The 13,055-nt window shown below is 46.1% G+C and carries 11 protein-coding genes and 1 riboswitch; of the genes, 4 read left to right on the plus strand and 7 right to left on the minus strand.

Features of this window, described 5'->3' with window-relative positions; genetic code table 11:
• Positions 1–16 precede the first annotated feature (16 nt).
• Both MKY98_RS01985 and MKY98_RS01990 read right to left on the minus strand, forming a co-directional pair.
• Positions 17–847 carry a transporter substrate-binding domain-containing protein gene (locus MKY98_RS01985; protein ID WP_069010734.1) on the minus strand — a complete coding sequence of 277 codons (831 nt, stop codon included), beginning with the start codon at positions 845–847 and terminating at the stop codon, positions 17–19.
• A gap of 43 nt (positions 848–890) precedes the next feature.
• Positions 891–1,628 (minus strand): amino acid ABC transporter ATP-binding protein, encoded by a 738-nt coding sequence (locus MKY98_RS01990; protein WP_081317548.1) that lies wholly within the window; start codon positions 1,626–1,628, stop codon positions 891–893.
• 326 nt (positions 1,629–1,954) lie between these two features.
• On the opposite strand from MKY98_RS01990, the gene MKY98_RS01995 reads away from it, so the two are divergent.
• Positions 1,955–2,422: a cupin domain-containing protein gene (locus tag MKY98_RS01995; protein ID WP_029514674.1), complete on the plus strand. Its 468-nt coding sequence runs from the start codon at positions 1,955–1,957 to the stop codon at positions 2,420–2,422.
• 89 nt (positions 2,423–2,511) lie between these two features.
• On the opposite strand, the gene MKY98_RS02000 is transcribed toward MKY98_RS01995, so the two are convergent.
• The 3 genes from MKY98_RS02000 to MKY98_RS02010 all read right to left on the minus strand — a co-directional run bounded on the left by MKY98_RS02000 (position 2,512) and on the right by MKY98_RS02010 (position 8,011).
• Positions 2,512–3,177: a class D sortase gene (locus MKY98_RS02000; protein WP_069010736.1), complete on the minus strand. Its 666-nt coding sequence runs from the start codon at positions 3,175–3,177 to the stop codon at positions 2,512–2,514.
• A gap of 116 nt (positions 3,178–3,293) precedes the next feature.
• Complete coding sequence (locus tag MKY98_RS02005; RefSeq protein WP_069010737.1) at positions 3,294–6,803, minus strand: collagen binding domain-containing protein; 3,510 nt, start codon at positions 6,801–6,803, stop codon at positions 3,294–3,296.
• Positions 6,804–6,998: 195 nt separating this feature from the next.
• Positions 6,999–7,079: riboswitch (cyclic di-GMP riboswitch) on the minus strand.
• 50 nt (positions 7,080–7,129) lie between these two features.
• Positions 7,130–8,011: an AraC family transcriptional regulator gene (locus MKY98_RS02010; RefSeq protein ID WP_029514677.1), complete on the minus strand. Its 882-nt coding sequence runs from the start codon at positions 8,009–8,011 to the stop codon at positions 7,130–7,132.
• A 594-nt stretch (positions 8,012–8,605) separates the two neighbouring features.
• Between MKY98_RS02010 and MKY98_RS02015 the strand changes: the two genes are divergently transcribed.
• Positions 8,606–9,862, plus strand: coding sequence for a DUF445 domain-containing protein (locus MKY98_RS02015; protein WP_069010738.1), 1,257 nt, complete (start codon positions 8,606–8,608; stop codon positions 9,860–9,862).
• Positions 9,863–9,895: 33 nt separating this feature from the next.
• Entirely contained in the window at positions 9,896–10,276 is a 381-nt protein-coding gene (locus MKY98_RS02020) for a TIGR02328 family protein (RefSeq protein ID WP_069010739.1), read from the plus strand.
• A 100-nt stretch (positions 10,277–10,376) separates the two neighbouring features.
• Here MKY98_RS02020 and MKY98_RS02025 read toward each other — a convergent pair whose 3' ends face one another.
• Positions 10,377–11,051, minus strand: coding sequence for an NAD(P)H-dependent oxidoreductase (locus tag MKY98_RS02025; protein WP_069010740.1), 675 nt, complete (start codon positions 11,049–11,051; stop codon positions 10,377–10,379).
• 188 nt (positions 11,052–11,239) lie between these two features.
• Here MKY98_RS02025 and MKY98_RS02030 point away from each other — a divergent pair, with 188 nt between their 5' ends.
• On the plus strand, positions 11,240–11,623 hold the full coding sequence (locus MKY98_RS02030; RefSeq protein WP_069010741.1) for a winged helix-turn-helix transcriptional regulator: 384 nt from the start codon (positions 11,240–11,242) through the stop codon (positions 11,621–11,623).
• 99 nt (positions 11,624–11,722) lie between these two features.
• Here MKY98_RS02030 and MKY98_RS02035 read toward each other — a convergent pair whose 3' ends face one another.
• Entirely contained in the window at positions 11,723–12,970 is a 1,248-nt protein-coding gene (locus tag MKY98_RS02035) for a stalk domain-containing protein (RefSeq protein ID WP_069010742.1), read from the minus strand.
• Positions 12,971–13,055 lie beyond the last annotated feature (85 nt).

The following is a 13,055-nucleotide window of genomic DNA, read 5'->3' on the forward strand; positions in this document are numbered from 1 at the left end:
CTCCTTCACAAGAATACTATTCGGGCTTAACCCCAAGCCATTGCTCGTGGAGCTTATCGTATTCACCGTTGCTTTTCAGTTCCTTGATCGTATCATTAATGGCTTGTAGGAGTTCGGTTTGTCCCTTCTTTACTGCAATGCCGTAAGGTTCCTCTGTGAAGTTCCCGCCTACAAGAATATAATTCGGATCTTGCTTCTGCATGCCGAGCAGAATAGAGTTATCGGTAGTTAACGCTTCTCCTTTACCTGCTTTGAGGGCATTGAAAGCATCCTGATAGTTTTCGAATTCTAATATCGTCGCTTCTGGTGCTTTTTCACGGATATTTTTGGCGGAAGTAGAGCCTTTCACGGCGAGCACCTTGGTATTCGGGGTCAGGGACTCCAGCCCGGTGATGGGGCTCCCCTTTTTCACGAGTAGAGATTGCCCGGCGTTAAAATAGACGTCGCTAAAATCAACCTGCTTTTTACGTTCATCCGAAATGGTCATCGTCGCGATAATGGCGTCGATGTCCCCGTTTTGCAATAAGGTGATTCGTGTTTTGGACGTGACTTCTTTTAGTTCAAGTTTGGTTTCATCGCCAAAAATATGTTTGGCTACAGCCTTGGCGATGTCGATATCAAAGCCTTCTACTTTTCCGCTAGCCGGGTCTTTCAGTCCGAACAGCTTGGTATCGTATTTCACACCAATGACTAGTTTGCCACGCTGTTTGATCGCTTCCAGCCCGTTGGCTGCTGCCGGCTCATTTCCCGACGTTGCCGCTCCTTCTTTGCCTCCGCAGCCTGCCAAGACGAGCAGACAAGATAAAGCTACCAGCACCAAAGTACTCCATTGAAATCTTTTTCTCATCAGAACATTCCCCTTTCGATTTACGCTACATTGGTAAGTCTGTTTAATGATGAATCAGACGGCTCAGGAACAGGCGGGCCCGTTCTTCACCCGGATTCTGAAAAAATTCGGCAGGTTGGCCGTCTTCCAAAATCTGTCCTTTGTCCATAAAAATCACGCGGTCCGCCACTTCACGTGCAAAGCCCATTTCATGAGTGACAATGACCATTGTGATGCCCTGATGGGCGAGCGAGCGCATAACATCCAGTACCTCTCCGATCGTTTCGGGATCAAGAGCTGAGGTAGGCTCGTCAAACAACATAATTTTTGGATTCATCGCGAGCCCGCGGGCGATCGCGACCCGCTGCTGCTGTCCACCAGACAATTGGGCGGGGTAGCTCTGTGCCTTTTCCTCGATTCCGACGCGCTTTAGATAAGTGATGGCTGTTTGAGTAGCTTCTTCTTTCGAGATGCCCAGTACCTTCATAGGTGCCAGTACAATGTTTTCAATTACCTTTTTGTGGGGATACAGATTGAAATGCTGGAACACCATTCCGATATTGCGACGGAAGGCATTAATATCAATCTTTTTGTCATGTACAGGGATCTCGTTAACGATCAGTTCCCCATCCGATATCGTTTCCAGACGATTGATGCAGCGAAGCAGGGTGCTTTTACCCGAGCCGGAGGGACCGATGATGACGACGACCTCGCCCTCCTTAATCTGAAGATTAATGTCTTTGAGTACATGAAAGTGACCGTAATGCTTGTTGACATTGCGAAACTGGATCAGAGAGCTCACCCCTTTTAGGCTTGGATACATAGCTTAGTAGACGGATTGACATGACCAAGCTCTATTAGAATTTAAAAATTTCTCTCATGATACTATAAGCTTACAATAAAAAACAAGATTTTATGTTATAAAACTTCACGTGTAATGTATTTTGGTGTGATTTTTACTAGTGAACTATTATTTATATGATGAAAATGAGTAAACATCCGTATTTTTATGTTATTAAATTTCACATAAATTATTGATCCCCGACAAGCCAAGGGAGAAACGTGACAAAAGCAACGCTATGTTTTACAGTAGGGAAGAAGGAATTTAGGGTAAAGGAAGGTTAGACAATGACGAAAGCTATTTCACCGCTAGTCACGGCATTGGGCATGGAGCCCCATCCAGAAGGCGGCTGGTACAAAGAGATGTGGAAGGCCAATTTTCAAATTCCGAAGCCTGTATTGCCGGATGTATATTCTGGTCCGCGCTTTGCAGCTTCGTCTACGTATTTCTTGCTGCATCCGGGCGAGTTCTCCGAGTGGCACGTGGTCCATTCTGATGAGCTGTGGTTATATCATAGCGGAAGCCCTGTAGAGTTGAAATTGGGTGGAAGCGGAGAAGAGCCTGGTGAAGAAACTGTGATTATTGTTGGTGCAGATGTGGAGGCAGGACAGCATCCACAAGCACTCGTCCCAGGAGCAGTATGGCAAACGGCACGTCCGCTTGGGGATGAGCCCGTACTGGTAACCTGTGTGGTTGCACCAGGATTCCACTTTGATGATTTCAAGTTGATTGCCAAGAATCCAACTGAATCGTAATGTGAACATTGGCGGGTGTATTTCTGTAAATGAACAGGAATGGCCCGCCTGATTTATTTTTACTCATAAAAATAGGCGCTTTAATGGCTTTAGGTGCTTAGTTTGGCCTGAACAATGAGACGATGGGTGGGATTTATGAGAGGGTCACATGTAATCAGGGTGAGCAGCTTTTGTTTTTTGAAGCTTTTCAGAACAGACACGTCCGTAGGATCGACCATCTTCAGGCTATAAACGCTATATACATATTGGTTACCCCGAGTGTTAACAACAATCTTATCCCCGATCTTCAATTCATTTAGACGATTAAATAAACGTCCAGAGGTGCGGGCTCGATGAGCAGCAATGGCGGCATTCCCCGCCTGTCCCAGCGTCCCCGTTTCCGGCATATGTACAGCCGCGTGTCTCATATTTATCCTCGTTGCGCCTTCCAATACAGGGAGCTTTAAAGCAATACGACTTATACTAATAGTGGCTATGGGAGTTTGTTCATTAGCGCTTCCAATGGTAACAGGGGGTGTGGAAGTATTTTGTCGTGCTTCACGAGCCGGGACTTCCGTAAGAGTAGTGGACAAGCGAGCATAGCTGTCCGTAAGACTGGGGGGCCATAGCGCATCGCTTTTTCCTGATGGTAGTTCTGCTGCTTTTAATAGCTTGCTTTGTTCCCGATCCTCATTCCATTCCGTCGCTTTAGGAAACAAAATAAAAAGTAAGCCTAACAAAATAAATACGTAGGAAAGTTTACGCAGACTCAGCAATCTCGCCTCCCCTAAGCAAAGTACGGATTATACATATTTTTTTGAAAAATGCCCCATTCCCGGCTCATTCCAATCGGAAATGGAATGAGGCGAGAGATCAGGGCAGGTGATCCATTTTATTTTTTGTTCGTCCGTGTGAATTTCAACAATACGCCCCACATAACCAACGCTATGCCTGTCAAATAGAACGGAACGGGGCTGCTTTCACCTGTTTGGGGCAACTGATGTACCGCAGGTGGATCCTCTGGCTCTTCTGGCTCTTTCCCGGGAACCTTGACACGGATCTTAGGTTTGGGATCGTCTTTCGAATCCACCGGAGGAGAAGGATCTTGATGAGGCATGACGGCTGGCGGCTCCGGCGGTATAGGTGCAGGTTCCTCCTGTAGAAGGGCTATGTCCTCCGGAGACATTGGCAATGACGGAGGAACGGTTACAGACGGAGTATCGGGTATTTCCGGATCTCTGTCATGTTTCTTACCTGAGCCTCCAGACGGGGGTGACGGGTCTGGATGAGTAGGCGTTCCTGGTTCGTTTTTCTTTTCTTTACGGTTGGTGATCACAATCTTTTTTACACCAGAGCTTTGTCGCAGTGTTGCGTCTATTTTGATCTCAAGCTTGCTCTCGGTGATTTTATAGCCCTCCGGTGCTGCCAATTCCTCCAAGATGTAATCGTCATGAAGCAAGGAGGAAAAGATGATTTTGCCTTCCTGATTGGTGGTCTGAATGAGAGGGGCTCTTTTTTGACCTTTATCATAGAGTGCAAACTGTGCGCCAGGCAGTACCTTCTCAGGCATATCCTGGTCTACCTTGGTCAACTCAAGACTTTCGGTCACACCCCCGCCGGAACCGGAGCCGGAAGACGTTCGTACAATGATTTCCTGGCTGGTTTCCCGTATCTCTGTCGTCAAGCGATCCCCCTCAAAGGCAACCTTATTACTCACTTTGGCTTTGTCCTCAGCATGAATGAATGATTGGTATTCAAGAATAAAAGCAGAGGAAATATCCTTGGCAAAAGCAAGTTCAAAAGTTTGCTGGCCTTGAGCATCTGTTTTGATATACAGCTTGTAATCTTGGTTTCTAATCAACTCGGTGCCCTTGGTGGTATTTCCGTTGGCAGCGATGATTGTAGAGTACAAATGAAAGGAATCCTCGATTAAGATTTGATTGCTGCTAGGCTGATCTATAATTTTAGCGTTGGATACATGTGACTGTCCTTCATTGATGCGGATGCTCCAGTCGATCTTATTTCCATTTTGTGTACCGACTTTAGATACATATTCTCCACCATGAGGTACCGTGACTTGCGCTGCCCATTTGGAGACTGTTTTTTGTCCATCCAGTAGAAGGGCTTGATTATGAATTTCCTTGTCAATCAGTTCTCCTTCCAATGAAGTTTGAAAGGTAATCCAGTAGGGAGTCTGTATCTGCTCCTTGAACTGGATACGCAATTCATTCCCATTTTGCTCGGAGGGAGGGATAATGGTGTATTGATCTGCCGGGATTTCAGCCCCTTTTTGTACGCCATCCCACCATCCCAGCAAGGTCATATCGTGTACTTTCACGGAGCCGGGCAGTAACTTCTGACCTTGCAGCAAGGGGTCTCTCACTTCCGCGTGGTTTAGGATCTTGCGATTGTAGTTGGCTTTAATGTCCCAGGTAATGAGCTTGGAGGTCGCATTATAGCTTCCTTGCTTGGCACCGTTTCGTTGTGTCATAAAGTCCGGCCAGATCGGGCACTCCACGGCATGCGATGATGTTTCTCCGTCTTCAAACTGGTATTCTATAATGGATTTATTACGAAACTCAGGCTTCGTCGTATCCGTTTTCCAGTCATTGTTATAGGTGGTTGAATACTTGATCGTATAAGCTTTATGAATGGTTTTATGAAATTTGAGCGTAAATCCTTGTTTATAGTCCTGTGATAGCGGAATCAGCTCATAATCCGTGGGGGCACGTAGCTCCGTTGTTCCGTCAACAGTTTGAATTTTCAGGGTGTCCGGCAACAAGGCCAAGCCCCCGTTTGGAAACACATCGTGAATGACAATATTTTTCATGGTGTATAAGTCTGTATTAATGGTAATCACCCAAGGTATGATTTTGGTGTTGTAATTGGGTGTGTCATACATTTTAGTCATAACTCCGCTTGTGATTTCTGTCGATACGATCTTCTGGATTCCATCTGAGGTTATGATGTTTATAACTTTTCCATTTTCATAGACACGGCCTCTGGCTTGAGTCTGGTATCGGATGGTATAGGCTGAATCTACGTCGAAGTTAAATTGAAGTTTGAAGCCGTTGCGGTCCGGATAATCAACTGGGATGACAGTATACGCCCACGATGGGAGTTCCTCCAGCGTGTTTCCTTTAAATACTTTCAAGGAACCGGGTAGCAATTCTTGAGTTTTGTTGAAATGATCAATTAAAAGAGCTTTGGCTTCGGGGATTTTTGTCTCGCCGAAGTTGTATCGTATGGCCCACGAGAGTGTTTGTGTGGCATGATCATATTTTTCAACCTTTTTGGACAAAAACTCACCACGTTCTACCTGAACAGTACCGGTAGCAGCAACGTTCTCTATCGCATCTCCTGAAAGCGTTGCTGTGTTGGAAAAACGAGTTTCGTCGCCAGTAATGCGCGTGGAATATTGAATCTGGTAGGCCGTGTTCATGCTATCGTCTTGAAAACGAATCACAAACCCTGTCCCGGCTTGATCTGCTTCAATGGCATATTCACTCGCATTTACTAGGTCTCGAACAACGGTCGATCCGTCGATATTGACTTGGAGATGATAGAGCCGGATAGAGTCTCTTCTGAGTTCCAGTCCTAAAGGAATTGGATCGGTGATGAAGGCATGCTTTACGGTGTTTAGCTGTTTGTTCACATCAATGGTCCAGTCGATCTGATTTGTGCCAGCTAGTTTCCCTTGTTTGCTTAGGGTCGGCCCTGACTGGGGCTTTACATTCACGATGACCGTTTGCACCCCGCCTTTGATCGGAATCGCAATGATGACCTCTGTACTACCTTTCACTATTTCTTTTGTAAACTCGGTTTTGATTTGCAGTTTGCCGCTGACATTGGAATGAGTCTCTACATATGGGTTAAAGGTCATGATCACCTTGCCCTGACGATCTACTGTGAAGTATCCCACGGTTCCGTCGGTAGTGACTAACGGAGATGAGATATCAGTGTAGATGACAAACTGTTCTGGTAAGTGAAAGGTGAAAGTGTCTCCTGACTTATAGGTATTGTCAGGAAGCTCCCATTCATAGCCTAGTTGGATGGCTGATCCGATGTCGAATTGGCTGTCGGGACTATATACTGCATCAATGACATGCCCTGATTCGTCGGTCAGGCTCAACTTCGTTAGTATGCTCTGCGGAGTTGCATCATGTTGAGATTTTGAACTGACTGCTCCTTGAACGAAGGGGGGCGTGTTTGAAGGAATCTCCCTGGGAGGTTCAAGGTTTGGGACACCGTATACAGCATCCGTAACGGTATGTGTAGGATCGGATACAGCACTCTGCGGCAGTTCTGGGGCTGGAGCATCTGCGTAAGCCAGTGTTGCGTTGAAAAAGCTTTGGACAATGAGCAATAAGGCAATGATCATTACATTTATTTTTGTTCTCATGCTCCAAGTGATTCTCCTATTCATCGTAATATGGCAATGCTTCGTTCGAAATTAGTATATTCAGCATGCTAGGCTGACATGACTATCCCAATAGAAAAAAAAGCCCTGATCATAGCGATCAGGGCTTTTTTCGAGATAGGCATAGCAAATTGTGGTGGATCTATGTAAAAAAGGGCATAATAAAAAGCTCGTTCATCTGGTAGCTGGCTGCCATCCGGATAGGAAGGCCCTATAGTTTTGCGTCACTGCCTTTCGACAGCTTTGCCATTAACTTGAATAGCTTGTGCGTCTATCATCTATCAAACTGGTTTCATGTAACCTCTCATTTACAGCTTGGAACGGTTCCCCCACTTTTTGCGGAAGGAATGAGGTGTTTCTCCTACATGCTCCTTGAACAGGTTAATAAAATGGCTCGTATTGGGAATACCTACGTACCTTGCGATATCCACAATGGACATGTCACTGGTTTTAAGCCAGCTTTGAGCGGCCGTGATACGGACATTAATGAGATAATCAATCGGAGAGAAACCGATCTGCTTTTTGAAATTTTTAGCCAGATTAAACTTGTTTAATTCAAACATATCTGCCAGCGAGTCCAGTGTTATTCGCTCACAGTAGGACTGATCCAAATATTGCTGTACCCGACGTACTTCGCTGAGGGTTTCAGCATTCACATGCTGGTGATCATAGGGATGCTGCAAGATGCACATCAGTATTTCACCAATGAGCCTGGACGTTAGCAGTTCAGCGGAAAGACTTCTGTCAGACTGCCCACAAATCAGAGCATGCAGTTTGTCCAATATAATATACGGATTATGCATGGATATTACCGGTTTATTATGCTTGGCAAATTGTTCGTAAAAGTTTCCGATCAGGTTGCCGTACAGGTATAAGCTGATAAACTCCCAGGCTTCATGACCGGAGGTGCTATATTGCACATACTCCTCACAATTAATAAAAAACAAATCATGAGGCTTTAAAATATATTTCTTGTCCCGGTATAGTAATTCTCCCTTACCAGACAACGTAAAAACAAGCAAAAAAGAGGCGAGTTCTTTTCTTTCCACCGTAAAAGCAGAAGTTTTTTGGAAGTAGCCTAATTCCTGAATATATAAAAGGGATTGCTTGGCAAAAGCGGAGGGAGTGCGCACAATTACGACAGGTTCGCCGTTCCAGAGGCCCTCGTTGTTTTTTTGGTCTGTTGTCATATTCAATTCCTTTACAAAGAAGCAATTTTATCTAGCTTATCTTGGTTTGATTTAACCAATATATAATGGCTGATTAAACATGATTTACTATATATAAAAGTTTATTTTATCACATGAAATATGTCTATATATCAAAATATGTTTGTAAGTTTTATAGAAGCCTCGCTCTTATGGACATCTAACCTGATCGTCCGTATAAAAGGTCGAATATTGTTGAAAGAATTCTGAGGTCATCATGGATTCAAATCCTTTCTGGGGTCAAAGATAGAATTAGTGCTGAAAAAGATATCTTACATGCCCATTCAACTTTTCCCTTCACTTCTCCTTTCGGTTTAAGAAATTTAGGACTTGGTTCTGATAAAATGGTTCGTAAGGCTTATTATTAAAAATGAGATTTTGGGCCTAGTGTTGTGATTTAGTTCACGAACATGAATGTAAAAAAGAGAGATATATGCATAAAAAATTACGCAAAAAGTGGCCTTACGCGTTTCATCAAGAGTGCTTTCAACTTTGGAAATGACACGGGCAATGATATGATGGGTAATACAGGTATAGTGCTTTACTTACTCGACAGTCAGTTTGGAGGATTACAGGATGGGAAAACCCAAAAATACGAAAACCGCAGCGGCTTGGTCGCTTGTTATTCTAGGGGCAGGCTTTGCAGCCACATTGCCCTTCCAGCAATATGGCTGGGCTCGTTTGTTAGCCGGAGCTTTTGAGGCAGGACTTGTAGGGGGACTGGCGGACTGGTTCGCTGTCACTGCTTTGTTCCGTCATCCGCTAGGCATTCCGATACCACATACCGCGCTGCTTCCTAAAAATAGGGACAAGCTCACAAATGCCTTGGTGAGTACGGTGGAAAATAACTTGCTAAACAAAGACAGCATCGCATCTAAAATTGCAGATATTCGTTTGGCCGATTTGGTGCTGGGTGGTGTGGAAAAAGGTTTGCGCACGCCGGAGGCGGCGGCATCCATAGATGTTCTTGCCAAGCGGCTCGTCCAGTCGCTCCCGCTCGCGGAATTGGCTCCGGTCATCGTGGCAGAGCTCAAGCGGCAGGTGACTGACTTTGACGCCGGACCGCTGCTGGAGGCGCTTGCTCTTCAGACCAGCGAGAAGGGCTATGATCGCCGCGCGCTGGATTACACGCTGGAACAAGCCGAGTCCTGGCTTTTGCGACCCGAAACGGGCTATACGCTGGGTACCTTAGGTATGCAGGCTGTCAGCGGTTTGCAGGTGAGCGGACTGATGCAGTTTGCTTTGAACGCATTCCTCGGCTATCTGAACGAAGAGCGTATGGGTGAAATGATTCGTCATTTCCTGCTGGATCAGGTAGCAGAACTGCAAAGGGAAGAGCACCCGCGCCGTCAGGCCGTGCTGGATGGTCTAAGAACACAGGTGACCCGATTGGCGACGAAAGATACGGTTCAGGAAGGATTGAACGGCTGGAAGGATAGCCTTGTTGAAGCCTGGGAAGGCGATGCGTCAGTGCTGGGCAAAATGGAAGAACTGCGTATACGCTTATTGGACTACATGGAAGACGGAAGCTATGTGCAGACCTATATTTTACCGCTATTGGATCGGATGCTGGCTGATTTAAAAGGGAATACCGAGCTGCTGGACAAGATCAATGTGCGAATTGTGGAAGGTATTACTGGACTGGTGGAAGCCAACCATAGTCGAATTGGTAACTTGGTGCGTGAAAATGTAGACAAAATGGATAACAAATCCCTGATTGCACTGATGGAGGACAAATTGGGACAGGATTTGCAGTGGATACGTATTAACGGCGCAGTTACAGGCTTCCTGATCGGCATTGTGCTGACAGGTATCCGTATGCTAATCCATTAGAACAGAAAAAGCGACAGATAGGGTTGTGGAAGCATGAGGCTTTGGCATGAACATTTAATCGACAAGTTACCCCGTCCGCAACTGCTGGGGCAACATCGTGAGTGCTGTGCCCTGCGCGGGAATGGGTGGGGCAAGCCACACGCCACGGTGAATTATGTGTTCGACTATCATCCGATGCTGCTGGTGCGCTATCATAGGCTCATTATGGACGAAATGAAAAGCAGAGGGTACAACGTTGATCCACTATGGGAACAGCCATTGTATCGCGGTAAGCAGTGCGAGCCTTGGGGCGCGGAGCTAGGTGAGGAACTGGCAGGCGCGTGTGCATATGTGGAGCATGACGATGAGTATATGAAGGAGTGCCTGGATAACCTGGCTTCCAAGGGGATTTTAATAGAAGTTGAAGTGACCTAAAAAAGGCGGGTTGCGGTGTGTTCATCATTCAGATGAAGTGCCGCAAGCCCGCTTTTTACGTGCTTTAATGTTCAGAGTTTGGGAAAGGTATGGGACCAGGTTACAGAATCCAGCGTGTGACCTTTTCCAGTGGTTGTCTGGATTTTTCCCGCTTGGGTTCATGAGCACGATAACCGAAGGCAGCAATGACCGAAATATCGAGCAGCCCGTTCTCCAGTAGTCCTTCTTCCTCCAAAATGGCATGCACCTGATCGTAGTTAAAGCCCTCAATTGGACAGGAATCAATACCGATCTGAGCCGCCGCGGTCATCATATTGCCTAAGGCAATGTAGGTTTGCTTGGAAGCCCAGTCAAATAACGTACGTTCATTTTCCAGCAGGCGTTGATTTTCACCCTGGAAAATCTTATAGCGGCCTGGCAGTGAGGAAAAGTCCTCCTCAGACATACCTTTAACCTCTTTATACATATACTCCACGTAAGGAGAATCATAACGAACATCCTTGCGCGCCAAAATCAGGATGACGTGGCTAGCCGCAGGAATCTGCTTTTGACCACCGCTGGAAACCGCCGCCAGCTTTTCTCTCAATGCCTGATTTTGTACAACTACAAACTGCCATGGTTCAAAACCGACGGAGCTTGGAGAAAGTCGCCCGGTTTCGAGAATGAACTGAAAATCCTCTTCCGGTATGATGCGATTGGGATCAAATTCTTTCGTGGCGTGCCTAAACAGAAAGGCGTCCAGAATCTCCTGTTTTTTAGCTGATGTATTAGACATAAAATGTACTCCTTTGGGTATGGGTTTAGTTGGTACTCTATGGGTTTTCTGCTACTATAATGAGAGCTGATATCGAATATATAGTTATCATATAGAAAGTTTTTGCAGGGAACAAGTACGCACATATTTGTTCCTTGTCATACGTCTGGGGCTATTGGTTTACACATTCTACAGAAAGAAGGGTATACATGGCACAGGAGATGGAACATGCAGTTAGCGTTAATTTTGGATGTCCGGTAGCGAAAACCGTCGGGGTTATAGGCGGCAAATGGAAGGGAGTCATCTTGTATCATTTGACCACAGGACCGCGGCGCTATAACGAAATTCGACGGACCTTGCCTAATATTACACAGCGGATGTTAACCTTGCAGTTGCGCGAATTGGAGAGAGATGGCATTGTGCACCGTGAAATTTATAATGAGAACCCACCGCGTGTGGAATACTCGCTTACCCCGTTAGGAGATACGTTAAGGCCGTTGCTGGGTTTTATGAGAGACTGGGGGATCTTCTATGGAGAACAGGGTTGCGAGCCTGTGACGACAACTTCCAAATCAGGCAAGCACTTTTGTTAAAGGGAATGAAGAAAGCCCGCCAGATGATTTCATAGAAGACTCATAAGAAATCATCTGGCGGGCGAAATAAGGTCGGTTTTACTTGGATAAAATGTACACTTATTTAAACTCGATGGCTTCGTTCATCTGTGACCAGGCCGTTTCTCCAATGATGCCCAAGCGCCAGATAGCGATTCCTTTGAGGTCATAACGTTTGGCTAAACCGATCTTGGCGTTAACGGTGCTGTCTTTTTCGCTACCCATCGAAATCCCCAAAATGAGCTTGTCCCGCGAGGTTTCCTTCAAGGCCAGTTGGATGGCTTCATCCACTTTTTCCAAAGGCTCAGGTGTAGCCTTTTGTCCATAATCATAAGCCATGATGATCAGATCGTCCGCCAGATTGCCCAGCGTTTTGTAGTCATAGCCAGAGTAAGAGCTGTTCAGCGGATGCAGAACGACGGTGAGCTTGAGCCCAGCCTGATGCGCTTTGGTCGATAGCTTTTTAATAAAGGTGTTGTAGTCTGAACGAGCTTTGGCTTTGTCGCCGCTCCAGCCCAATCCTTCCAGGTCTAGCGTAATGCCTTTAAATTGTTTGTCGGTGGCGGTGCTGACAATTTGGGAAATGGTTTGTTCTTGAAGCTGCGCATTTTCCAAAACTTTGGTCAGCTCGTGATTGCCATCTCCGGAATAGACCATCAGGTAGGGAGAAGTTCCCTGGCTGTCTGCCTCCTGCACAATGGACTCCGGCGTTACGGTTCCAGCGGCTTGAGGCCATTTGTATTCTTTGCCGTTTGTCGTAAATTGTCCGTTCGTATCAATTCGACTCCAGCCGAAGGCAACTGCGTTAAAATCCGGTATTTTGGATTTTTGGTCAAAGGAAGACAGCGCATAGAAGCCTATTGTATACATCGATTCACGAGGCGATGTAATGGAGACCGTCCGTGTTCCCTGGTTCCAGTTCACCGTGGCTCCAAACTGCTGCCCGAAAAAGCCCAGCGGAATCATCGTGCTGCCGCGCACGGTTTGCGGAGCTGCTGTTAGTTGAACCGTTTGTCCGTCCACTGTGGCATTGCGGCTACCCATCTTTAGAACCACCTGCTTGGTAGCAGTGCCTTGCGCTTTGGTAGCAGTGATGCTTTGGCTGGCTTGATCCCATTTCACTGTAATGCCAAGAGCTTCAGAAATCGCGCGAAAGGGAACCATGGTCGTGCCGTTCATCATGGCAGGTTGTACAGGGAACGGTAATGGATATCCGTCCAGCATAATGCTGATCTTGCTGGCCTCGGCTTGTGCCAAGGGGCTGTATATGCCCGCTGCGGTACTTAGAAAAATAGCACTAGATAACAGAGCCTTATTTACGATTTTCATCCTATGATCTCCTATGCTCAATAGATTGCAATGCTATCATGTTAGAATCGTGAGGGTTCTACCTATTTTACCAAAAAAATGATAG

This window comes from Paenibacillus sp. FSL M8-0228 (genome assembly GCF_038007385.1).
Lineage (GTDB): Bacteria > Bacillota > Bacilli > Paenibacillales > Paenibacillaceae > Paenibacillus > Paenibacillus polymyxa_D.